Genomic DNA, 23,934 nt, shown 5'->3' on the forward strand with positions numbered 1-23,934 from the left:
TGTTACTCCACTTCAACTATCATTGCTGCGCCTAAACCGCCTGCTGCACAGGCCGTCGTGAGTCCGGTACCACCACCGCGGCGTTTAAGCTCTCTACACACCTGAGTGATTAATCTGGTTCCTGTTGCCGCGAATGGATGTCCATAAGCGAGTGAGCCGCCCAGCACGTTAAACTTGCTCATGTCTATCTCACCTATTGCACGATTACGACCTAATTTTTCGGCAGCAAACTTCTTCGAGCCAAACATCTGCATATTAGCAAGCGTTTGAGCAGCGAAGGCTTCATGCATCTCGATCAACGTCAGATCTTCAAGCTCCATTCCGGCGCGTTGCAGTGCCAATGGCGTCGCATAAGAGGGACCCATTAACATATCTTCCCAAACATCGATGGCACTAAATGCGTAGCTTTTAATGTAACCGATAGGATCGTAACCTAGTGCCTTAGCACGGCTTTCACTCATCAAGAGTACTGCCGACGCTCCATCGGTGAGTGGCGTACTGGTCGCGGCGGTCACTGTGCCGTGTTTACGGTCGAACGCAGGTCTCAGTTTGGCGTAAGATTCTATCGATGAGTTTTCACGAATATTGTTATCGCGATCGATAAAGTTTTTATAAGGGGGAACGTGCGCCGCCATCACCTCATCAGTCAGATGACCCGAATTCCATGTCTCAGTTGCCAGCGAGTGTGAGCGATGGGCCAACGCATCTTGGTCGGCGCGGCTTATATTGTATGTTTTCGCCATCTGCTCGGCGGTTTGTCCCATAGAGAGACCCGTGGAGAATTCGGCAACAGCAGGAGGTACAGGCAACAGATCTTTTAGGCCTAACCGACGGAAAATTGCCAGTTTTTGCCCAAATGAGCGGGCTTTATTGAGATCGACCAGGGCATGAGCCAATTTCTTTGAAACGCCAATAGGTAAAACCGAAGATGAATCGGCGCCACCTGCAATACCAATTTCAATATTACCGGTCATGATGGACTCGGCAACATTCACCGTCGATTGAAAACTGGTCGCACAGGCTCGGGTAACACTGTAGGCGTCTGTAGCGACATCCATTCCGGTGCCTAATACAATTTCACGAGCAATATTGGGGGCGGCAGGCATCTGGATGACTTGACCGTAAACCAGTTGTTCAATCTGTTTAGGGTCCAATTCAGAACGAGATAGCATTTCATTAACGACCATCTTGCCCATATCTAACGCCGATACACCATGAAACGCCGTGGCTTGTTTTGCAAAAGGGGTTCTTAATCCCGTTACAATTGCAATACGATCGCCCTTGGCATTCGTTACCTGTTGTCTATCACTCATTTGTCACCCTCTTATTATACGCCTCGCTCACTTTAGCGAGAGACGATATTATTTCCTTTGTAGATACCTGCCATTAATCAGTCCGACTGTACCTCTAATAACAGGTCTGACCATTAAAGTGTGATCTGATTCTAACTTCTTACGACTGAGTTTTAAACACTTGTTTGGTTTTTAGTCAAAATAAATCCAAAAAACTCTTTGTGAACAATGTTTAATGAAGAATATTTTGATTTTTTTATTGATAACTATGCATATTATCAGGCACTAATTAGCCTTAACATTCAATAGAGAACTGAATTAAGCGTAATTAAAGGGCTAAATTCTCACCTGAGATGGGAATTGGCACTAGCCAAACCCTATTGGAATTTTTTACCATATCTATGGTCTATACAAAACTAATCTAAATTAACCGAGTAGCATCATGCCTTTGAGTCGATTTCACGCATTACGCGAATACCTGAACAAGGTCATTTTAGGACAACCCGTCCTGACCGAAAACCTGCTAATAGCCTTGATTGCGGATGGACATTTACTCGTAGAGGGACCGCCGGGTCTTGCTAAAACCCGTGCAGTCAAAGCCCTGTGTGACGGTGTCGAAGGTGATTTTCATCGTATTCAATTTACTCCCGATCTTTTGCCGGCCGACCTCACAGGTACCGATATCTATCGTGCCCAAACGGCAACATTTGAATTTGAGGCTGGCCCGATTTTTCATAATCTGATCCTGGCAGATGAGATCAACCGCGCTCCGGCAAAAGTGCAATCGGCACTGCTGGAAGCCATGGCCGAAGGCCAGGTTACCGTAGGCAAAAACAGTTATCCTTTACCTGAGCTGTTTCTCGTTATGGCTACCCAGAACCCATTAGAGAATGAGGGAACCTACCCTCTGCCTGAAGCACAACTCGACAGATTCTTAATGCACTTAAACCTGGATTATCCCAGTGCAGAAACCGAGTTCGAGATCATGCGGATGTCACGTAAAGAGGCATTGAAACAAGAAGCCCCTTCTGTCGAACCCATTATTCAAAAAGATATATTTGAAGCACGTGAAGAATCTCTCGAGATCTATCTTGCTGAGCCACTGGAAAACTATATCGTCGATATCGTTATGGCGACTCGTCAACCCGAACGATACAGCGATGACTTGGCTAAATGGCTCGAGTATGGCGTAAGCCCGCGAGCGACACTGTCACTGGAGCGATGTGCCCGAGCGCGCGCCTGGCTGAATGAGCGAGACTTTGTTTCGCCCGAAGATATTCAGGCGGTTGCGCCTAACGTACTAAGGCACAGGCTGCTGTTGAGCTATCAAGCCCAAGCCGAAGGCGTGAGTCGCGATCAGGTCATTAGTCATATCCTTTCTCAAGTAGCGGTACCTTAAATGGCAGAGATAGTCCTGCCTCTTTTTGCCGATGGTGTAAACCTCACTCAAAAAGAGCTTTTAGCGTGCCAAAATCTGGCCAGAGCACTTCCCGAGAAGCGTTCCAAGGCTCGTGCAAGTCTCTCCGGCCACAGAGCGAGCTTAATTAAAGGCCGCGGTATGGAGTTTGCTGAGGTGCGCCACTATCAAGCCGGTGATGATGTCCGCACCATCGACTGGCGAGTGACGGCCAGAACGGGGAAGGCCCACACTAAGTTATTTGTTGAAGAGAGAGAGCGGCCGATTTTAATCCTGCTCGATCTCAGTCACAGCCTCTATTTTGGCTCAAGCTTACTGCTTCAGTCCGTTCAGGCGGCGCACTTAGCCACCACCTTAGGCTGGAGTGCCATTTTTCATGGTGACAGATTAGGTGCATTAATAGCGACAGAGCAGGAGCATCTTGAGTTAAAACCGAGAAGTCGTCAGCAAGGGATCTTACAGTTGATCTCAGGTATCGAATCCCTGCATAAGAGACAACTAAGCCAGATATCTGAACACCAAAGTGAACCCGAACATATGTTCAAGGCATGTCAGCGATTAAGGCGTATAGCGAAACCCGGGTCTCTAATCTGGATCATCAGCGATGGCAGTAATTTTAATGACGCCTGTCTCGCGCCGTTATCTGATCTTAAACGTCATTGCGATATGGGGGCATTCTTAATCACCGACCCACTCAGGCAAGGAACCCTTGCATTGCCAAAGCAGTTCCAGTTACCGGTCAAAGAGGGAAATAAGGAGCTCACACTCAATCGTGCCGGCTATGATGCCTGGTTAACAAAACAGCTCGACTCTCAAAAGCAATTTACACAGATGATGCAAAAGCTGAATGTTCAAACCCGAATTTTAGATGCGGGAGATACACTAAATAATCAAATCGGGGCATTGAGGTGATGGAAGCAAAAACAAACCCAGCCTTAGCGTCCCTGAAAGATATTCAGACACCTGAAGTCATTACCTCTTGGCCGATAGCTTATGGCTATTGGATATTACTCACGCTGATAATAGTGACAATTGCTGCCATTTACTATTTGGTCAAACGTCAACGTCGCGACTCTGCCCCCAAGCGAATCGTGATTGCCGCTCTCAAAGAGCTGGATCCAAACCATCAAGCGTTATCTTCACAGGTTAATACCCTGATAAAACGAGCTGCGATGAGCTATCTGCCCCGAGAACAAGTCGCAGGACTCGAAGGTCAGGCGTGGTATCGTTGGATGAATACTCAAGTTAAACTGCCTGACCCGCAACTGCAGCAGTTGCTCGAAAAACGTTATCAACGGGAAGGTTTAGCCAGTGGTGAAGGCCCGAAGCTTAAGACCTTAGCTCACCAATGGCTGAAAGAGGCACTACCTATCAAAGTAAACCCGGTCAAAAGTTCCCAACCGAATGGCGAGGAGAGCAGATGCTAACGCTTGCATGGGCATGGCTTTTATTACTGCTGCCGCTACCGCTGATATTTCGTAAAAAGCAGCAGGAGGTGGAGATCAGCGGACACCTGCATCTGCCAGGGGTCGCACAAAGCGGCAGCCAACAGATAGAACAACAAACCAGATCACGAAAAATGCATTGGCTTGTTTGGATATTGCTTGTCATCGCCGTCGCGCGTCCATTATGGATGGGTGAACCGATAGAACTTCCGAGTAAAGGGCGCGACTTGATGATGGCAGTCGATCTCTCCGGCAGTATGCAGATTGAAGACATGGTGCTCGATGGAAAAACGGTCGACCGTTTCACGATGATCCAGGCCGTTGTCAGCGACTTTATCGAACGACGCAAGGGCGACAAACTAGGTCTAATTCTTTTTGCCGATCATGCCTATCTGCAAGCACCTCTCACTCAAGACCGACGCTCTGTGGCGCAGTTTTTAAAAGAGGCACAAATAGGGCTGGTCGGTAAGCAGACAGCCATAGGTGAAGCTATCGCCTTAGCCGTAAAACGATTCGATATGGTCGATGAAAGTAACCGCATATTAGTGTTGCTCACCGACGGTTCCAACAACTCAGGCTCCATCTCGCCGGAGCAAGCCGCAGCCATCGCGGCCAAAAGAGGGGTTAAGATCTACTCCATCGGTGTCGGTGCCGAAGTGATGGAGAGACGAACCCTGTTTGGAAAAGAGCGAGTAAATCCCTCGATGGATCTCGACGAAACCCAGCTCACCGCGCTGGCACAAACAACTGGTGGTCTCTATTTTCGAGCCCGAAATGCACAGGAGCTGGAATCGATATATCAAGAGATCGATAAGCTTGAACCTATCAGTCGGGATCAACTCAGTTACCGACCTCAATCGGAGCTTTTTTACCTGCCGCTTGCTGCAGCCTTGATGCTCAGTACCTTGATGGCCCTTTTGCAGCTCTCATTCTTTAAACGACTCAGCATCCGATGGGGTAAAAGCTAAACATGTTACATTTCTTACGCCCGGAATGGTTCCTTGCCCTGCTACCACTCGTGCTAATCATGTGGCTTTTGTGGCGAACTGAACAGGCAAACTCGACCTGGAATCGTTACATTTCTCCGCATCTGGCGACATTACTGGTAACAAAAACAAAAGAGCTGAAGCGCCCCTCACTCCCGTATCTGGCTGTTAGCTGGTTGGTCGCGGTTTTTGCTCTTTCCGGCCCCGCTTTTACCCAACAATCACTCCCGGTCTTTGAAGCGGCTCAGGGACGAGTTATCGTCATGGATATGTCACTGTCGATGTTCGCGACGGACCAATCACCTAACAGACTTTCTCAGGCTAAATTCAAGGCAACCGATCTTATCGGTGAACTGACAGAGGGTGAGACAGGGCTCGTCGCCTATGCGGGGGATGCGTACACCATCAGTCCACTAACCCGTGACAGATCAACCTTACTCAACCTCTTACCCACCCTCTCCCCGGATATTATGCCGTCGAGAGGCTCAAACATAATCAGCGCATTAGAGCAAAGCAAAAACCTGCTGGCTCAGGGTGGCCACATTCGCGGCGATATCATACTGCTATCGGACGGCGTATCCCCAAGACAGCTCAATGAAGCCAAAAAAGTGCTTAAAGGCACCCAATACCGACTCGGGATCTTAGCATTTGGCAGCGAGCAAGGGTCTCCTATCCGATTACCCGATGGGCAGTTACTTCGTGATAATGCTGATCAGGTGGTGGTTGCGAAAACTAACTATGTACAACTCAATGAACTCGCTCAAGGAGCCGATGGCATACTTGTACCCTATCGCACCGATGGTCAAGATCTAGAGCAATTTCTTACCTGGCTTTCCACTACAGGAGAGACTAAGGCAACGGAGTTCGATGGTGAGATCTGGCAAGATGCCGGCCCATTCATTGCCTTATTACTGCTAATTCCGGTTTTGTTAAGTTTCAGATACGGGTTAGTTTGCGCCACATTAATCTGCATTGTCTATCAACCAACCCCAGCCCTTGCTTCAGGTTGGGATGATGTATGGCAAACTAAAAATCAACAGGGCATGGAGGCCTATCATGCTCAGCAATATCAAAATGCATCTGAGAAATTCAATGATCCGCAATGGCAAGCGAGTTCGCACTACAAGGCGGGCGATTATGATGAAGCCTTAGCCCTATTCGAACAAGATGAAAGCGCGACGGGCCTTTATAATCAAGGGAATACCTTGATGCAACAGGGTAAATATGACGAGGCAATCCAGAGATATGAGAGTGCCGTTAAGAAGAACCCTGAACTCAAAGATGCACAAGAGAACCTGGAGTTAGCTAAAAAGTTAGAAGAACAGAAGAAAAACCAATCGGAACAACAGGAAAATTCTGAGCAGGGAGACCCGTCCGATCAAGATGAAAACTCAGACAAAGAGAAAGGCTCTGATAAGGGGGATGGCTCTGAGCAGGAGAACAAATCCGGGCAAGATGAAAACTCAGAACAGGGTGGTGCTCAGCAAGATAGTAGCACTGATCAAAACGAGCAGTCAGATCAAGAGCAACAAACTTCAGACGCCTCTTCTCAGGAGAAGAGTAACGAGTCTGAAATGCAGGCCGATCCCGACGAGAGAGAGTCAGAAAAACCTCAAGGTGAAGAGGCTCAACAATCACCTGACTCAATAGATAAAAACGATGACAGCTCTGAAGCAGAGCAAACTAAAACTGCACAAGCCCAAGCGGATATGGGTGAAGAAGGTCAAGAGCAAAATGTAGATAAAACGGAGGCTGCTCAGCAGGTGCAAACTCAGGATGAACTGCCACCTGAGATGGAGCGTGCATTACGTGCTTTAGCCGATGACCCCCAAGTTTTGCTTCGTAACAAAATGCAGCTGGAATATCAGAAACGCCGCAGACAAGGCATGGTTTCTCAGGAGCAAGAGCAATGGTAGATATGCTCATACGGCAATGTCTTGTCACATCGGTATATCAAAACAGCTTTAAGCAAAATTTTTCTTTAAAGGATCAAGAATCGTGGTAATACGACAACTCTTTATTGCGGCACTATTAACGCTGTCGTTCTCATTCCCAAGTTTTGCCATCAGCAAAATTGAAACCTCTGTGGATAGAAATCCTGCTGTAGAAGGTGAATACCTGGTTCTGACGATAAATGCCGATGACGACATCAGCACAGGAAAGCTCGATACTTCAGCGCTACTACATGATTTTATCGTAGGCAGAACCAGTGTGAGTCGCAGTACACAGATCGTCAATTTCGATTCAAAGAAACTCACCCGCTGGCAGGTACTACTGGCACCAAAGCGTTCCGGTAACATTCTCATTCCGCCCTTCACCATCGATGGAGTAAGCTCAGAGCCGATTAGTTTAAGCGTCGTTCCCGCCGGCAGCCAAACGCAGCAGATGCAAAGCCTGTTCGTTCGAACCAGTTTATCGACCGAGGAAGCCTATGTCGGCCAGCTAATCACCTATAAGGTTAAGCTCTTTCTGGCAGTAGACCTGCAGCGTGGAGTATTGAGCGCACCAGCGATAGATGGCGCGCAGATTAAGCAACTTGGCGAAGATGTAGATACCACTGAAATCGTCAATGGACGTCGTTACAGAGTCATAGAGAGAACCTATGGCATCATCGCCGACCAGCCCGGTGAGTTAACCATCGAAGGGGCTAATTTCTCAGGTGACGTTGTCGTTCAGTCGTCGAGACGAGGCGGCATGTTTTCTTTCAATGAAAGTAAACCCATGCAAGCCAAAGCCACAAAATCTATCATCTTGATCAATCCGATCCCTGTTGAATTTGTTGGTGATTGGTTAGTCTCAGATCTTGTTGCATTAAACGAAGACTGGACACAAGAAGACAGCTACGAGCTTGGCTCTCCAATCACTCGAACCATTACACTTTTAGCGGTGAATACCGACGAAACAAGCTTGCCGGAACTCGACATAAAGGTTCCGAGCGAGCTTAAAACCTATCCGGAAAAGGCACAAAGACAGTCTTTTGTCCGGGATAAAAAGATTGTCTCTCAACTGACACAGACCTTAGCCATAGTCCCGACTAAGGCCGGTAGTTACACACTGCCTGAGATTAGCGTTCCATGGTGGAACCCGCATACAAAACAGCAAGAGGTCGCTAAACTCCCAGCAAGAACAATTGTTATCATCGGCAGTGATAATGTCGAAAATGAGTTACCGCTCATCTCAGCCGAGACCCATGGTTCGACAAGTTCAGGTATCTGGCCCTGGTCGACACTGTTTTTTGCTCTACTTTGGTTGGTGACACTGCTTCTCTGGCGCCGGGCACTTTCACACAATTCACCTGCCGGTAATGAGCGTTTACCGGCTTCGACTGTGCAGCCTAAGCAATCGAGTAGCTATGAACGCATCGTACAGGCCTGTGAAGAGGAGAATGCAGGTAAAGCACTCTCTTCTCTTCAAACCTATTTCTGTGAGCAATATGCCCAAACCATGACCTTGAATGAGATATCCCAGTTATCTCCCGCTCTGCATAGCGTGATTGCAGCACTGCAAGCGAGCGCTTTTAGCCGGGAAAAAACCAATCTCGATTATCGAACTGTCTTAGCATCAGTAAAGTCGGCCCCCACAATATCGACAAAACCGGAGAGTTCGCCTCTGGTTGAACTCAATCCCCGGTAGTTTTTCTTTATCCAGGTATGGCAAGAAGTTAACTTGTTATTAACTTCTTGCCATTCATCTCCAGCAGGTTAAGCTAGCGAGTATTGTTGGATCACAGATTTAAGAAATGTTTAGTCGCTCGCGAAATAAAAAGTCTAGTTCCACGGTCAATTCAGACATGCTTAGTAAACAAAGACGATACGATAGCCTTGTCAGGGCACTTCACGCAGACATATTCCGTTACGCCTACTGGCTTTGCGGCGATAAACATGTCGCGGAAGATATCACTCAAGAAACCTTCCTTAGGGCATGGCGCTCACTCGAGTCTTTAAAAGATGATAAGGCGGCTAAAGCCTGGCTTATCACCATTTTGAGGAGAGAGAATGCCCGTCGATTTGAGCGCAAGCAATTCAATTACTCAGATGTAGAGCAGGAGCATCTTGAAGATGTGTTCTCAAGCAGTTCTGAAGATCAGGCTGAACAACACTTAATTCGTAGACAGATTGCCAAATTAGAACTCGAGTATCGCGAACCTTTACTGTTACAGATTATTGGTGGTTTTAGTGGCGAAGAGATTGCGGGTATTTTAGATCTAAACCGAAATACCGTAATGACCAGACTCTTTCGCGCAAGAAATCAACTTAAAGATGTTATCGAACAACCCCAAGCAAGAGGTCAATCCAATGGATGAGCTTAAATTTAGACGACAGGCCTATGGAGAGCCAAACTGTCAAGATGAGGATTTTCTCACAGCAATGCACGATTCCCCCGAGCGTGAGTCCTTTCTCAACGATCTGAAAAAGCTCGATAGCAAACTTGAGCGGGCATTAAAGGTCGATGTACCGGAAGATCTGTCAGCCAAATTACTCTTGAATCAGCAGCTTCATCAACACCAGGCTCAACGTCGTAAATCCGGGTTTACGCTCGCTCTGGTGGCCTCTGTCGCATTTATTGCCGGGATCAGTTTCACTCTCTTAAGAATGGGCCCGGTTGATTTGGGTGAGCACGCCCTTGCCCATGTCTATCATGAAGCAATGGCACTTAAGGTCGATGACAATGTTGGTTTCGACGAAGTTAACTTCCAACTCGCTTCGATGGGAACGTTAGGTAACGCAAAATTCACCAAGCAGCCCGGTAAAGTCTATTACAGTACTGATTGCGATTTTCAGGGTGTGAAAAGCTTACATCTGGTGATGCAAGGCGAACAGGGTAAAGTCACCCTGTTTATCGTTCCGCTTGAAGATCGCATGGTTTTAGATGAAGCTTTTGCAGACAATAATTATATCGGCAAAGGCTTTGCCACCGATAAGGCCTACATGCTACTGGTTGGTGAAGATACCGCAGACCTGGGCTACGTAAAGGAAGAAATTAAGCAAACCTTCATTTAACTTATTCAATTATATACCGATCACTCTGCGGCGATAGCTATCGCTGCAGAGTCAAACATTCATCACATTCCTCAACAATATTGAGCTTCGTGTCGAACATCTGCTAGCATAGCCCCTCACAATTCCAGAAAAAGCAAGAATGGCATAAGCATGAGCATTGAATTACCGATTTTAATCACTTTTATCGGCTACCTCGCCCTAATGATGGGAATAGGACTCTGGGCCTATAAAGCAACCGACTCTGTAGACGACTACATCCTTGGTGGCAGAGGCATGGGCCCTGCGGTAACAGCACTGAGTGTCGGCGCCTCAGACATGTCTGGCTGGTTATTACTGGGCCTACCCGGTGCCGTTTATCTTGGTGGACTCGGTGAAGCTTGGATTGGAATAGGCTTAGTGTTCGGAGCATGGTTAAACTGGCTCTTTGTCGCTAAACGGCTGCGAATTTATACCGAATTTACCGATAACGCCCTAACACTGCCCGACTTTTTCGAAAAGCGCTTCGAAGATACAAAAGGCCTGCTAAAACTCGTATCGGCGGTGACCATCTTAGTATTCTTCACCTTTTATGCTTCTTCAGGCATGGTTGGCGGCGCTATCTTGTTCGAGAAAGTATTCGGTTTAGATTACACGCTGGCCCTAATTATAGGCTCGACTATCATAGTAGCTTACACCTTTGTCGGTGGTTTCTTTGCCGTAAGTTGGACTGACTTTTTTCAAGGCTGTTTGATGTTAGTGGCACTACTTATCGTGCCTGTGGCAATCTTCAGTCAGCCGGAGACACAAAATGGCATCGACACATTAGATCCTGCCATGTTGTCGTTATTTCATGAAAATACAACGTTAATCGGCCTGGTATCCTTATTGGCCTGGGGACTCGGTTATTTCGGCCAACCACATATTCTCTCTCGCTTTATGGCTATCGGCAGTGCTGAGGATATTCCGGTATCTCGTCGTATCGCCATGAGTTGGATGATAGTCGCACTTTTCGGAGCCCTGGCAACGGGACTCGCCGGAACCCTGTATTTTGCCAATGAGCCTTTAGCTAATCCTGAAACGGTATTTATTCATCTTGCCCACGCCGCCTTCAATCCTTGGATTGGCGGTCTGCTTATTGCGGCGATTCTGTCGGCCATCATGAGCACCATCGACTCACAACTTCTTGTCTGCTCCAGTGTTATCACCGAAGACTTTTATAAGAAGTGGTTACGACCCGAGGCGACAAGCAAAGAGTTGATGTTAGTCGGCCGTATCGGGGTGTTAGCCATTGCCGTTATCGCTGGTATCGTAGCCCTTAACCCTGAAAGCAGTGTACTTGGACTTGTGAGTTATGCCTGGGCAGGCTTTGGTGCCGCATTTGGCCCAGTAGTCCTATTGTCCCTCTTCTGGAAAGCGTATAGCCGTGACGGCGCCGTGGCAACGATTGTAGTTGGCGCATTAACCGTTGTCATTTGGAAGCAGTTATCAGGCGGGATTTTCGATCTGTATGAGATCCTACCAGGATTTGTATTTGCGACACTTTCCGGTGTTATTGTTAGTAAAATATCGGCACCATCAGACACCGTCAGTGAACAGTTTAGAGTATTTACTTCAAAACTATAAACAGTAAAAATAAGGGTTTCAGAGCAGCACAAACATAAATAGCGTACACGTGTACGCTATTTATTTGGCTTTTTTTAGTTTTTATTTTCCGAGTTATTTTACATTATATTAACCTAGGCTCGAATACGCTTAATCCCTTAACCTTCCTGTAGATAGGGGCTTGAGCCCTGCATTCATATACAGGCGTTCAATCCCCAAATCCCTCACTCTTCATATTAACATTTTGGTAACCAAAAACGTCTTCTGGTCGGAGTTGTTGGCAGACAAATGCATCCCTAAGATGCACTGGTCTAATAAGTGGATCCTGCAGCTAACTCATTTTAGTTGGTCATAAAAAGCGGGACCGTAAAATAAAGAGAAGATAAAGATGAAGTACTTCAACAAGACTATTTTGGCCGTTGCTGTGACACTTGCGAGTTCACAAGCTATGGCAGCAGGATTCCAACTTAACAGTCAATCAGCAACCGGACTCGGCCGCGCGTTTGCCGGTGATGCTGTTATCGCTGATAACGCATCGGTGCTATCACGTAACCCAGCAGCAATGGCTCTGTTTGATGAAAAATCATTGTCAGTTGGTGTTGCATATGCCGACTTAGACGTGAACGTCTCTGACGTATCGATTCCATTGGGGAATTACGGTAACGCAGATGACGTAGCTGAAAACAAACTTATTCCTAACTTTTACTATATCCAACCGATTAACGACAAATGGGCATTTGGTGTCGCAGGGTTTAGTAATTTTGGTACAGGTACAGATTTAACCGGCCTCGCCAACAGCAATCCAAAAGCAGCTGATGGTTCAATCGTGCCTGCACCTGCCCCGGTTGATCTGTTAGGTAATACAGAAATTATTACCATGAATTTCAATGCTAGCTTATCTTACCGTTTCAATGATCATTTCAGTGTTGGGGCTGGAGTAGACATCATTTACGGTGAAGGTAACTTAAGCCGTGAAGGAAACCTTCCGTTCGGTGAAAATGGAAGCATGGTGCCGGTTTCTTTAGTTGATGTAGAAGCTGATGGTGTTGCATTTGGTGGCATTATTGGTGCTGTTTACGAATTTAATGCCGACCATCGTTTAGGCATGAGCTACCGCTTTAGCCCAGAATTTAAAGCTACTGGCGATGTCAACATGACTCAACCAGGTGTAGGTGCTATAGCATTTGATGAAATTAACATCCCAATGCCAGATATATTTCAAGTTGCCGGTTTTCACCAGCTCACTGAAAAATTTGCCTTACATTACACCGCTCAGCTAACGACATGGGGCGACTTCCATGAAATTACTGTTACTGACGGTCAACTGGCAAATGGAACACCTGTCGGCGATGCAGTACTTAAGCAATATGCATGGGATGACTCTTGGCTATTCAGTGTCGGTGGTACATACACTATCAATGAAAAGTGGAAAGTGCGTGCAGGTTACATGCATGATCAGGGCGTTGTGGGCGATGTCAGTTCACTGTCTATTCCTGACTCAGACCGTAACTGGTACACAGCTGGTGTAAGTTATGGCCTTAGCACACAATCGACTATCGATATGGGCGTTGCTTTTGTCCGTGGTGAAGATGTTCATGTTACCGAGCATAGCTCTGTGATAGAAGCTATCCCAGGTTTGTCTGGCGATGTAACTGCATATACTCGTTCAGATGCCGTGTACTATTCAGTACAATATAGCTATCAGTTCTAAAAATTTGCTTTAACTAAGCTTGTTACGACAATACCAATCGGTATTATAAGCCGCACTCACAGTGCGGCTTTTTTGTACTTTTACAAAATGTTTCCTACAGTTAGAGTTACAACACATTGAATATGAACCTTCATGGCAAAAGTCATCGGATTGGGTGGCATCTTCTTTAAGAGTGCAGATCCCAAAGCATTAGCAGATTGGTATAAAGAGCACCTTCAACTTCCGGTTGAACCCTGGGGCGGTGCGGCATTTTACTTAGACAACCTCTCATCCTTTTCCCGTAGCGGTTACAGCGTCTGGTCGCCGATAGAAAATGGCAATGATTATTTATCTCCTTCTGATAAGCATTTCATGTTTAACCTCATTGTCGACGATCTCGATGGTGCCCTCAATCAAGTCCAACGAGGTGGCGCCGAGGTGATCAGTGTCACCGAAGACTCTGAGTTTGGCAGATTTGGGTGGTTTATCGATCCTGACGGCAATAAAGTGGAGCTTTGGCAACCTCAAATAGCCTGATTGTACAGATCGATATAATCATAGATTTCAAGGATAAAAAGTAATACCAATCGGCATAAAGATGTGATCGCTCAGCGAGAATTTAGCGCTTCAGAGGCAAGGTCATTAATTGCTCCTGCATAAATGACATTTGCAACATCCATGTTGCTCGCAACGAGTGAAGAACATAGTTATTCTACGTTTAAGCTCGTTAACACAGCATCAGAGGCGCTAAAACTCGCCTTTCAGGAGTGTTTTTGGCTGCCTACTTCAGCGTTGAATGGCTTCAGAAGGGAACACCATTCCCTCATCCATTCGCCTTGAATTTGTTTGCCAAAAAAGCTCTGAGTAGATCACTTTCTTATACCGATTGGTATAAGATATCGAGACTATTCTGTTATCTCGGTGAAAAACCATGCAAAAAAATTCTCAGGTCGCGGCATTTATATTAGGTGGATTTCTCTGTCTGGGTCTCATTCTCCTTGGTAATAGCATAGGTCAGAGTCTGATCCAGATGAAATCCATGGAGCGTACCGTCACGGTAAAGGGGTTGGCCGAGCAGGAAGTTAAAGCCAATATCGCCATCTGGCCGATACGCTTTACCGAAGTCGATAACGATCTCAACTCTCTCTATCAGACAGTGCAAGATAAGACAGATAAAGTGGTGCTTTTCCTGACAAAGCAAGGGTTTACACCCGATGAAATTTCAACTTCCCTTCCCTCTATTGAAGACAGACAAGCTCAGGGTTATGTCGACCCTAATGTTAAATTTCGCTACGCCGCTAAGGTCACAATATCGCTCTACACCAAGCGAGTTGAGCTGTTCTTGACAAGCCGTAAGCATCTGCTGGATTTGGCCAAAGATGGCATTGCTATATCTAATCAAGACTACAACAGCCGGACCGAGTTTCTGTTTACAGAACTCAACCGGGTGAAACCAGAGATGGTACAGGCCGCCACTCAAAATGCCCGTAAGGTGGCTGACAAGTTTGCCAAAGATTCCAATTCAACATTAGGAAAAATTAAGAAGGCTTCCCAAGGTCAATTTAGTATCACAGATCGAGACAGCAATACCCCTCACATAAAGAAAGTACGTGTAGTCTCGACATTAACCTACTATTTAGGTGACTGACCCAACTCTAGGTGACTGAGCCAAGTTAGCCGAATTAAGGAGTCAATGACTCCTTTTTTATTCCCCCCCCTATCAATCGTATTTTTCTAATTTAATAGTTGCATCATAAAACCCCATCCATTAGAATAATCTTATGAACTTTCATTGGTGAGCTTATTATGCGTATTCAACAGACTAAATCTATTTTCCCAGCCCTTTTCCCGGCTCTTTACATTGCCCTCTCATTAATGAGTGCTCATCTATACGCTGCATCAATTGAAACCACCACCTTAATTGAGACCAAGGAAACGAAATGGATAGAACTGGATTCAAAACTTGAAGCCGTGAAAGCCGCAACGGTTTCGGCGCAAACTTCCGGTCGCATAATAAAACTCAATTACGATGTAAATGATATTGTCTCCGAGGGGGCCTCATTACTGGAGATCACCAGTAAAGAACAAGGCGCAGAGCTGGCTGCTGCCGAAGCCGATTATGCCAGAGCGATAGCCCAAAATAATGAGGCGCAACTACAAAGGCGTCGGTATGAAGCCCTGTTTCCTAAAGGAGCCATATCACAAGGCGCTATGGATGAAGCCATTGCCAATGCAGAATCTACACAAGAGGCGGTTAGAGGTGCAAATGCCCGCATAACCCAAGCCACAGAATCACTCAAATATACGGTAGTCAATGCGCCATTTTCAGGCATCGTCACTAAAAGGCACGTGGAGCAAGGCGAAACAGTGAGTCCCGGACAAGCGCTTTTCTCCGGTTTTTCCATGTCGCAGATGCGCGCCATCACCCACGTACCACAGCGATATATTGACGCATTGAAGCAGCTACCTAAATTTCAGATCATCCTCAATGATGGTCGTCAGTTTAGCTCCAACTCTCTCACTATTTTCTCATTTGCCGATCCCCAGAGTCACAGTTACAAGGTAAGAATAAACCTCCCCGAAAATGAGCCTAATCTGATGCCGGGAATGTGGGCTAAAGCCAGATTCAGTGCTGGTAGCCGCTCGAGTATTCTTATCCCGACTTCAGCCCTGCTTAAACAAAATGAGCTCAGTGCCGTATACCTCAAACAGGGGGATGACTTTGTACTCAGTCAAGTCCGCCTGGGAAATTACCAGGATAAAGAGGTCGAAGTCTTGGCAGGATTAACCTCCGGAGATGTGATTGCTATCGACGCGTACCAAGCACTCCAAAATCATCAGGCAAAATAGAGAGGTCAAGATGAACGAACCCCAAAACACGACTTTGCCTGAATCAAATACACCCAACTCAAAATTAGGAATATCGGGTAGGATTGCGGCAGCATTTCAGCTCAGTGCCATTACGCCACTGCTGGCAATACTTGGCTTACTACTGGGTTTATTTGCCGTCATAGTGACGCCAAAAGAGGAAGAGCCTCAGATAGATGTAACCTTTGCCGATGTCTTTATCCCCTTCCCCGGTGCGACACCGGCTCAGGTTGAAAGCTTAGTCACGCTCCCGGCTGAGCAGGTGATCTCAGAGATAAAAGGAATAGATACACTCTACTCATTTTCGCAACCTGACGGCGCACTGATCATCGCAATTTTTGAAGTTGGGATCCCACGTAATGAAGCGATAGTGAAGCTCTATAATCAGATCTACTCTAACCTCGATAAACTCCCATCGGGTGCCGGGGTAGGCGAGCCACTCATCAAGCCTCGCGGAATCGATGATGTCCCCATTGTCAGCTTAACGCTATGGTCAAAACAGGCGGCCGTTTCAGCAGAACAATTGACCCATGTTGCTCATGGACTGGAAACAGAGCTCAAGCGTATTCCCGGCACGCGTGAAGTCTATACCTTAGGCTCACACGAACTCGTGCTTAATGTTCGAATCGATCCGATGAAGATGAACTATTACGGGCTCACCTATGACGCAATAGCCCAGAGCCTTAAATCGAATAACCATATCTCCATGCCCGCCTCTCTTGTACAGGGCAACCAGGAGATAAAGGTTCAAGCCGGTCAATTTCTGCAATCCGCAGATGATGTTAAACAGCTCGTCATCTCAGTTTACCAAGACATAGACGGGCAAAGTGCCCCTGTCTACCTTAGTGATGTTGCCCAGATAACATTAAAAGCGGATATTCCGGTTAAAAGTGTCTGGTATGGCGATAAAAATGACATATACCCTGCTGTAACGCTGGCAATAGGTAAACAGCCTGGTGAAAATGCCGTCGATATCGCCAATCAAATTTTACAACGTATCGAACAGGTTAAAAATGTTCTGGTTCCTGACAATGTTGAGGTCACGGTATCCAGAAACTATGGTGAAACGGCGGGGAATAAAGCCAACACACTTATCTTCAAGTTGATATTTGCGACTTCAGCTGTCGTGCTCTTAGTCTTATTCACTATGGGCACCAGAGAAGCGCTTGTGGTTGGTATCGCAATTATCATTACGTTAGCGACGACGCTGTTTGCGTCATGGGCCTGGGGCTTTACATTAAACAGAATATCTCTGTTTGCCCTCATCTTCTCTATCGGTATTTTGGTCGATGATGCCATTGTGGTGGTCGAGAATATCCACCGACATATGGCGATAGGCAAACAATCTTTTAAAGAGCTGATCCCCGTTGCCGTTGACGAAGTTGGAAGTCCTACCATTTTAGCGACTTTTACCGTTATCGCGGCACTATTACCCATGGCCTTTGTCTCTGGGTTAATGGGTCCTTATATGGCGCCTATTCCAATCAATGCGAGCATGGGAATGCTTATCTCCTTAGCCGTTGCGTTCATCGTCACCCCCTGGCTCAGCCGAAAATTACTTAAACGTCATGATCAGGAGAGTCCATCTTCAGACGCAATTGAAGAGTCTGCATCTAGTGCCACAACTAATGCCTCAACTAAAGAGAAGACGAACAGCGAGCCTGATAACAACAGCCTGATGCTCAAGCTTTTTACTAAACTTATCGGCCCCTTTGTAATAGGTAAGCAGGCACGCAGAGCTCGAATAGGGCTCGCAGGCGCCATCTTTGTCTTAATCGGCGTTGCAACGGCATTGCCTTTAGGCAAACTCGTCATACTAAAGATGCTGCCTCTGGACAATAAATCTGAATTTCAGGTAATGGTCGATATGCCGGAAGGAACACCGGTTGAACAGACACAACGTGTGCTTCAAGCACTGGGACGTTATTTGGGTACGGTCGAAGAAGTTGATAATTATCAACTCTATGCGGGTACCAATGCCCCGATGAATTTCAATGGATTAGTCAGACATTACTTCTTGAGGGAGACTCAGGAGCTGGGTGATATTCAAGTTAATTTGCTCGATAAGAAGCATAGAGAAAGAGACAGCCATACAATCGCACAATCAGTCCGTGCACCTTTGCAGGCGATAGGTAAACCGTTCAATGCCAACATCAAGGTGGTCGAAGTACCGCCGGGCCCGCCGGTCTGGTCACCCATTGTTGCCGAAGTCTACGGACCGAGCGAAGCTATACGTGAAAAAGCGGCTTACCAGTTACAGGCATTGTTTCATGAAACCGATGACGTGGTTGACATAGATATATTTCTACCTGCGGCGCAGCAGAAATGGCAAGTGATCATCGACAGAAGTAAAGCGAGCCTTTTGGGGGTTCCCTATCAAAATATTGTCAGCCTCATAGCCACCTCTGTTGGCGGACAGGATATGAGCTACCTGATTAAAGATAGACAGAAGCACCCTACCCCAATCCGATTACAGCTCAAGGAGTCTGCCAAACTCGACCTTGAACAGGTGTTAAACCTCAAACTGCTGGGACAAAATGGTACTTCAGTCCCCGTCTCTGAACTTGTGAATATCAAAAAGGGCAAAATAGATGCCCCCATCATCCATAAGAACATGATCCCTATGGTGATGGTAGTTGCCGATATGGCTGGAGAGTTAGATAGTCCCTTGTATGGCATGTTTGATATGGCAGCCAGGATAGATGCAGAAGATGGATTGGGTTTCGAGCAACACTTTATTAAGCAACCCTCCGGTCTCGATGCTATCGCGGTGCTGTGGGATGGCGAATGGAAAATCACCTATGAAACATTCCGTGATATGGGGATAGCCTATGGTGTAGGTATGATAGCCATCTATCTGCTGGTCGTCGGGCAGTTCCGCTCCTATACCGTACCGCTCATCATCATGGCACCGATCCCCTTAACGGTGATCGGGGTTATGCCTGGACATGCGCTACTTGGGGCACATTTTACCGCACCATCCATGATAGGCATGATTGCACTGGCCGGGATAATCGTCAGAAACTCCATCTTGTTGGTGGATTTCATCAATAAGGAGACTGCCGCCGGCGTTCCGTTCCAACAAGCCGTGATCCACTCTGGTGCCGTACGAGCTAAGCCGATAATGCTAACAGCACTTGCAGCCATGATTGGTGCCCTGTTTATTATCGACGATCCCATCTTCAATGGGCTCGCCATCAGCTTAATATTCGGCATCATGATCTCGACCTTACTGACTCTGGTTGTGATCCCCGTACTCTATTACGCAGTAATGAAGAAGCATTACGCCTGATAACCTGAAATAACAGATAACTAAGCTTATTAAGCAACTAACACATTAAGCGACTAACACATTAATTAACTAACAAAGCACGCGGAAATTGTTTCCGCCAAAGGAGATAACAATGTCTATAGAACGCGCAATCATGGCTTTTGCCGGAATGATGGTTTTACTCTCAATAGTATTAACGACTTTGGTCCATGCTAATTTCATCTGGTTGACGGTATTTGTCGGCGTAAATCTATTTCAAAGCGCATTTACCGGATTCTGCCCTGTCGCTATACTTATGAAAAAGCTAGGGGTAAAAACCGAGGCTGAACAGGCTTTAATAAAGGCCAATTGATCTTTCATATTTGTAAACTCTTGCCCTGAAAATATCACTCGCGGTGCTAGGAGAGGAGAGATCGATTGGTTCACACTAAAACAGAAAAATAATTATAGGAAATTATGTGTTTAAACAAATATTAAAATCAAAGCGGCATCTACAACTGAAATACTTTTTGGTCTTTGCCGCTTTGCTATCTCTCACTGCCAGCCAGCTATCCTGGGCCGCAGATAAAGATGCTCAAGTTGCATGGGATATGATCGATGCCGGGGCTATGATTGTCGACGTACGAACGGCAGGCGAGTTTCAAGCCGGCCATCTTCCGAATGCAATCAACATCCCCTTCGAACAGATAGCCATTGCATTTAAAGAGCGGAAGATCGCCAAAGATAAGTCTGTCGTACTCTACTGCAGGAGTGGACGCAGAAGCGGAATCGCTTTCGATACTTTAGTATCTGAAGGCTATACCAACAGCTACAATGGCGGCGGATATGTCACATTAATGAGTGCCGTAAAAAAATAATAACTTAAACTTGATTGCCGGACATCATATTATGGTGTCCAATCCATTTTTCTGAATCCGTTTTCAGTTTCAAATGCCCGATATACTTGATATCGAGCTTAACTCGACCAGCTTGTTTACTTAAACAATATCAGCAACACTATGCAGTGCATCCTCCAAAAAAGAGGCTCTCTACAAATCTATATTCAATTTATGCTTCAATCATTCCCCCTCCACTTATTACTTTTACATCTAAGTTATTCCTAACTTGCGAGTTAAAAAATCATCAGTATTTTCACTAGCTTAACTAGAGCTATTTACAAAATATTTCACCTATAAATAGACAGCACAGATAATATACAAAGTATTTATCAAAGAGTTAACTCGCATAATGATGCGGGATAAATACCGATTCATGCGCGTAAAATGCGTTTTAAACGTAATATTTATTCAATAAAGTATCTTTTACTCAGCTATATATCTCCCCCCACCACTGGAATAACGAATTGTTTACAAATGTTTCACATCTAGATACATTCGCTGTCGAGTAACCGGTTTTTTATATGTTCATCTGAAAAGCCACCTAATAATAATGATTAATTCTAATTAGCATGGAAGACAATTATGACAGTAAGACAATTTACAACTTCGGCATTGAGCCTGTCAGTTTTAGCTATCGCTATCTCTGCCACAGTTCAAGCCGCTCCCACATTCACTCAAGGCTTACAATCACTGAAGGCTGACAGTAAACAATCATCACCTTTACCAAAGCGCTATATTGTTAAATTTAAGAACAGTGGATTAAGCGCTATTCAATCTCAAGCAGATGAAATCAGTGAGGTTCAATATGAGCCAAGATCAAACGAAGTTTTCTCTCATCACAGAGCAATGAATAATGCTTCTGCCAAAGAGATGAAGAGAATTGGTCGCAGCAACAGCTATACAGCGAAACTTAATGCTAAAGGCCTTCAGGCTCTTAAGCTACGTCCAGATGTAGAATATGTTGAAGAGGATGTACCAAGAAGACTCTTAAGTGAAGCAACGCCTTGGGGTCAAACCTATGTGGGCGCAACAAGTCTAAGTGATGCTCAAACCGGTAATCGCACTATTTGTATTATCGATTCAGGTTATGACCGCAGTCACAATGACTTAAGCGGTAATAATGTCACGGGAACAAATAACTCCGGCACTGGCAACTGGTTTGATCCCGGCAATAATAATGCACATGGTACTCATGTAGCTGGAACCATTGCGGCTATAGCCAACAACGAAGGTGTTGTCGGTGTCATGCCAAACCAGAATGCCAATATCCATGTCATTAAAGTATTTAATGAAGCAGGTTGGGGTTACTCATCTTCACTGGTTTCAGCCGTTGATACCTGTGTCGACAATGGCGCAAATGTTGTTACCATGAGTTTAGGTGGTGCAAGCTCCAGCACCACAGAAAAAAATGCATTAACCGCTCATCAGAATAATGGCATCTTACTTATCGCCGCTGCAGGTAATGATGGAGACAGTACTCACAGTTATCCGGCCTCTTATGATGCAGTGATGTCAGTTGCGGCCGTCGATAACAACAAAGATCATGCGGCGTTCTCGCAATACACTAACCAGGTTGAAATTTCAGGCCCGGGTGAGGCGATTCTCTCAACCGTCACTTTAGGTGAAGGTCGTCTTGCGGACATCACCATTGGCGGACTGTCATATTTTGATAATGGCGTCGTCCCTCACAACCGTTACGTAAAATCGGGCACTGATCATGTCCCAACACCGGTATTTGGCAGCGTTAGCGGTGAACTTGCCGAGTGTGCCGTGTCTGGCAGTACATTTAACTGTGGTGACATGAACAGCAAGGTTTGTCTGGTTGAGCGTGTCGGAAACCAGGGCGCCGGTTATCCGGAGATAGATGCCGTCAGAGCCTGTAATAATGCAGGTGCGAGTGCCGTCATTGTCTATGGTAATACCGAACTTCCAGGCCTGCAGAACCCTTTCCTGGTCGATACCAACAATGAAGCTGCTATCGTGTCAGTATCGGTAGACAGAACGACGGGACAGGCACTTCAAGCTCAAGTGGGTTCAACGGTGACCGTTGAAAATACCGCCAACGAAGATTATGAATATTATAACGGCACCTCAATGGCGACCCCTCATGTTTCGGGCGTTGCTACCCTCGTCTGGAGTCATCACACCGAATGTAGTGCAACACAAATACGTGCGGCACTTAACGCGACAGCCGAAGATCTTGAAACTGCCGGCCGCGATGATAAAACCGGTTATGGTTTGGTCAATGCCGTGGCAGCCGACACCTATCTCGATGCTTCTTGTGACGGACCGGTCGATCCAGGTACTGGAACCGGAACCGGAACCGATGATACTGAGTTACAAAATGGCGTAGCCAAAACTGACTTAACCGGAGCGAAGAATGATGAACTTCACTTCTCTCTGGATGTGCCAGCTGGTGCGACAGACTTAAGCTTCACCATGAGTGGCGGAAGCGGAGATGCCGATCTGTATGTTCAGTATGGCGCAGCGCCGAGTACAAGCAGCTACGATTGCCGTCCATGGAAGACAGGTAACGCTGAATCTTGCCCAATCACCACCGCGGAATCAGGAACTTACTATGTAATGGTTCAAGGTTATAGCGCATTTAGCGGTGTGAATCTGGTCGCTAACTATACTGAAGCAACGGGTGGAAACACTGGCGGAGCGGCGAGCTATAGCAATACTAACAGCTACTCTATACCTGACAATAAGGCTGCAGGGATCAGCAGTCCTATATCTGTGAGCCGAAGTGGTGATGCAGGCACGGTATCTGTGACAGTCAACATCAGCCACACCTATATCGGTGATCTGCAAGTTGAACTTCATACTCCAACGGGTGAAGTGGCTATCTTGCACGATAACACAGGGAGCAGCACAGATAACATTAACCAGACCTACACCGTCGATACCACTGGCATAGAATCTGCCGGAGAGTGGAAGTTAAAAGCGGTAGACAGTGGTCGCCGTGATACAGGTAGCATCGACTCTTGGGAGTTAAGCTTCCAATAATAAGTTGAAACAACTAAAGAGAGGGCTCACGCCCTCTTTTTCATTAAAGTTAACCATAAGGACCTCCTGTTAATTACACCGCAATAGCTGATATAATCAACTTAATATCAATTGACACAACGAACTCATGACACAAGCAAACAATCCGCTTCACGGTATCAAGCTAGAAGATTTACTTACAGATCTGGTCGATCATTACGGCTGGGAAGAGCTTGGCTCCCGAATAGACATTCGTTGTTTTAATCATGATCCCAGTATCAAGTCGAGCCTGAGGTTCCTGCGTAAAACCCTCTGGGCCAGAGAGAAGGTCGAATATCTTTATCTTAAGATGAATAAATTACCTTTGCCAGCGAAAAAGCCAAGGGATGACGGCTATCAAGCCAGTGATAAAACGCTTCGCGCAGCGAAAAGCAGAGCGGCAGCTAAACCGAATAAAGACTCAAATGATGACACCCAGGTCAATGCCAATATCTGGGGAAAATAAACAAATTCCATAA

Annotated in this window: 19 protein-coding genes; 18 read left to right on the forward strand and 1 reads right to left on the reverse strand. The window is 46.2% G+C overall.

Annotated elements, in window-relative coordinates; all coding sequences use genetic code 11:
* Window positions 1-2: 2 nt before the first annotated feature.
* The gene (gene fadI / locus EKG39_RS00835; protein ID WP_126503329.1) at window positions 3-1,313 is read right to left on the reverse strand and encodes an acetyl-CoA C-acyltransferase FadI; all 1,311 of its coding nucleotides are present in this window, start codon (window positions 1,311-1,313) and stop codon (window positions 3-5) included.
* Between the two features lie 421 nt (window positions 1,314-1,734).
* On the opposite strand from fadI, the gene EKG39_RS00840 reads away from it, so the two are divergent.
* From EKG39_RS00840 to EKG39_RS00930, 18 genes are all read left to right on the forward strand, one after another.
* Window positions 1,735-2,691, forward strand: coding sequence for an AAA family ATPase (locus EKG39_RS00840; protein WP_126503331.1), 957 nt, complete (start codon window positions 1,735-1,737; stop codon window positions 2,689-2,691).
* Window positions 2,692-3,621, forward strand: coding sequence for a DUF58 domain-containing protein (locus EKG39_RS00845; RefSeq protein WP_126503333.1), 930 nt, complete (start codon window positions 2,692-2,694; stop codon window positions 3,619-3,621).
* Window positions 3,621-4,136, forward strand: a complete 516-nt coding sequence (locus EKG39_RS00850) for a DUF4381 domain-containing protein (protein WP_126503335.1) — start codon at window positions 3,621-3,623, stop codon at window positions 4,134-4,136. Before EKG39_RS00845 ends, EKG39_RS00850 begins: the two co-directional genes overlap by 1 nt.
* Window positions 4,130-5,122: a vWA domain-containing protein gene (locus EKG39_RS00855; protein WP_126503337.1), complete on the forward strand. Its 993-nt coding sequence runs from the start codon at window positions 4,130-4,132 to the stop codon at window positions 5,120-5,122. The genes EKG39_RS00850 and EKG39_RS00855 overlap by 7 nt, the downstream gene beginning before the upstream one ends.
* A 2-nt stretch (window positions 5,123-5,124) precedes the next feature.
* Complete coding sequence (locus tag EKG39_RS00860; RefSeq protein ID WP_126503339.1) at window positions 5,125-7,056, forward strand: vWA domain-containing protein; 1,932 nt, start codon at window positions 5,125-5,127, stop codon at window positions 7,054-7,056.
* An 82-nt stretch (window positions 7,057-7,138) separates the two neighbouring features.
* The gene (locus EKG39_RS00865; RefSeq protein ID WP_126503341.1) at window positions 7,139-8,773 is read left to right on the forward strand and encodes a BatD family protein; all 1,635 of its coding nucleotides are present in this window, start codon (window positions 7,139-7,141) and stop codon (window positions 8,771-8,773) included.
* 106 nt (window positions 8,774-8,879) lie between these two features.
* Entirely contained in the window at window positions 8,880-9,443 is a 564-nt protein-coding gene (locus EKG39_RS00870; protein ID WP_126503343.1) for a sigma-70 family RNA polymerase sigma factor, read from the forward strand.
* Entirely contained in the window at window positions 9,436-10,140 is a 705-nt protein-coding gene (locus tag EKG39_RS00875; RefSeq protein WP_126504684.1) for a DUF3379 domain-containing protein, read from the forward strand. Before EKG39_RS00870 ends, EKG39_RS00875 begins: the two co-directional genes overlap by 8 nt.
* Window positions 10,141-10,290: 150 nt before the next feature.
* Window positions 10,291-11,742, forward strand: a complete 1,452-nt coding sequence (gene putP, locus EKG39_RS00880; protein WP_126503345.1) for a sodium/proline symporter PutP — start codon at window positions 10,291-10,293, stop codon at window positions 11,740-11,742.
* A gap of 367 nt (window positions 11,743-12,109) precedes the next feature.
* Window positions 12,110-13,432 (forward strand): OmpP1/FadL family transporter, encoded by a 1,323-nt coding sequence (locus EKG39_RS00885; RefSeq protein WP_126503347.1) that lies wholly within the window; start codon window positions 12,110-12,112, stop codon window positions 13,430-13,432.
* Between the two features lie 132 nt (window positions 13,433-13,564).
* On the forward strand, window positions 13,565-13,948 hold the full coding sequence (locus EKG39_RS00890; RefSeq protein ID WP_126503349.1) for a VOC family protein: 384 nt from the start codon (window positions 13,565-13,567) through the stop codon (window positions 13,946-13,948).
* Window positions 13,949-14,342: 394 nt separating this feature from the next.
* Window positions 14,343-15,059: an SIMPL domain-containing protein gene (locus EKG39_RS00900; protein ID WP_126503351.1), complete on the forward strand. Its 717-nt coding sequence runs from the start codon at window positions 14,343-14,345 to the stop codon at window positions 15,057-15,059.
* A gap of 158 nt (window positions 15,060-15,217) precedes the next feature.
* Entirely contained in the window at window positions 15,218-16,261 is a 1,044-nt protein-coding gene (locus EKG39_RS00905) for an efflux RND transporter periplasmic adaptor subunit (RefSeq protein WP_126503353.1), read from the forward strand.
* A 10-nt stretch (window positions 16,262-16,271) separates the two neighbouring features.
* On the forward strand, window positions 16,272-19,571 hold the full coding sequence (locus EKG39_RS00910) for an efflux RND transporter permease subunit (RefSeq protein WP_126503355.1): 3,300 nt from the start codon (window positions 16,272-16,274) through the stop codon (window positions 19,569-19,571).
* A 112-nt stretch (window positions 19,572-19,683) separates the two neighbouring features.
* A complete protein-coding gene (locus tag EKG39_RS00915; RefSeq protein WP_126503357.1) occupies window positions 19,684-19,902 on the forward strand; it encodes a YgaP family membrane protein in 219 nt (72 codons plus the stop codon).
* A 106-nt stretch (window positions 19,903-20,008) separates the two neighbouring features.
* Complete coding sequence (locus EKG39_RS00920) at window positions 20,009-20,407, forward strand: rhodanese-like domain-containing protein (RefSeq protein ID WP_126503359.1); 399 nt, start codon at window positions 20,009-20,011, stop codon at window positions 20,405-20,407.
* Between the two features lie 603 nt (window positions 20,408-21,010).
* Window positions 21,011-23,437: a S8 family serine peptidase gene (locus EKG39_RS00925; protein ID WP_126503361.1), complete on the forward strand. Its 2,427-nt coding sequence runs from the start codon at window positions 21,011-21,013 to the stop codon at window positions 23,435-23,437.
* A gap of 127 nt (window positions 23,438-23,564) precedes the next feature.
* Window positions 23,565-23,921, forward strand: a complete 357-nt coding sequence (locus EKG39_RS00930) for a VF530 family protein (protein WP_126503362.1) — start codon at window positions 23,565-23,567, stop codon at window positions 23,919-23,921.
* The last annotated feature ends 13 nt before the right edge of the window (window positions 23,922-23,934 follow it).

Origin of the sequence: Shewanella atlantica (assembly GCF_003966265.1) — a bacterium.
Lineage (GTDB): Bacteria > Pseudomonadota > Gammaproteobacteria > Enterobacterales > Shewanellaceae > Shewanella > Shewanella atlantica.

What these genes read in the sequence shown, in the direction of transcription:
- fadI (WP_126503329.1), bottom strand. Translation starts at nt 1,313, where the DNA reads ATGAGTGATAGACAACAGGTAACGAATGCCAAGGGCGATCGTATTGCA.
- EKG39_RS00890 (WP_126503349.1), top strand. Translation starts at nt 13,565, where the DNA reads ATGGCAAAAGTCATCGGATTGGGTGGCATCTTCTTTAAGAGTGCAGAT.
- EKG39_RS00845 (WP_126503333.1), top strand. Translation starts at nt 2,692, where the DNA reads ATGGCAGAGATAGTCCTGCCTCTTTTTGCCGATGGTGTAAACCTCACT.
- EKG39_RS00915 (WP_126503357.1), top strand. Translation starts at nt 19,684, where the DNA reads ATGTCTATAGAACGCGCAATCATGGCTTTTGCCGGAATGATGGTTTTA.
- EKG39_RS00910 (WP_126503355.1), top strand. Translation starts at nt 16,272, where the DNA reads ATGAACGAACCCCAAAACACGACTTTGCCTGAATCAAATACACCCAAC.
- EKG39_RS00840 (WP_126503331.1), top strand. Translation starts at nt 1,735, where the DNA reads ATGCCTTTGAGTCGATTTCACGCATTACGCGAATACCTGAACAAGGTC.
- putP (WP_126503345.1), top strand. Translation starts at nt 10,291, where the DNA reads ATGAGCATTGAATTACCGATTTTAATCACTTTTATCGGCTACCTCGCC.
- EKG39_RS00875 (WP_126504684.1), top strand. Translation starts at nt 9,436, where the DNA reads ATGGATGAGCTTAAATTTAGACGACAGGCCTATGGAGAGCCAAACTGT.
- EKG39_RS00870 (WP_126503343.1), top strand. Translation starts at nt 8,880, where the DNA reads ATGTTTAGTCGCTCGCGAAATAAAAAGTCTAGTTCCACGGTCAATTCA.
- EKG39_RS00900 (WP_126503351.1), top strand. Translation starts at nt 14,343, where the DNA reads ATGCAAAAAAATTCTCAGGTCGCGGCATTTATATTAGGTGGATTTCTC.
- EKG39_RS00855 (WP_126503337.1), top strand. Translation starts at nt 4,130, where the DNA reads ATGCTAACGCTTGCATGGGCATGGCTTTTATTACTGCTGCCGCTACCG.
- EKG39_RS00905 (WP_126503353.1), top strand. Translation starts at nt 15,218, where the DNA reads ATGCGTATTCAACAGACTAAATCTATTTTCCCAGCCCTTTTCCCGGCT.
- EKG39_RS00930 (WP_126503362.1), top strand. Translation starts at nt 23,565, where the DNA reads ATGACACAAGCAAACAATCCGCTTCACGGTATCAAGCTAGAAGATTTA.
- EKG39_RS00860 (WP_126503339.1), top strand. Translation starts at nt 5,125, where the DNA reads ATGTTACATTTCTTACGCCCGGAATGGTTCCTTGCCCTGCTACCACTC.
- EKG39_RS00885 (WP_126503347.1), top strand. Translation starts at nt 12,110, where the DNA reads ATGAAGTACTTCAACAAGACTATTTTGGCCGTTGCTGTGACACTTGCG.
- EKG39_RS00925 (WP_126503361.1), top strand. Translation starts at nt 21,011, where the DNA reads ATGACAGTAAGACAATTTACAACTTCGGCATTGAGCCTGTCAGTTTTA.
- EKG39_RS00850 (WP_126503335.1), top strand. Translation starts at nt 3,621, where the DNA reads ATGGAAGCAAAAACAAACCCAGCCTTAGCGTCCCTGAAAGATATTCAG.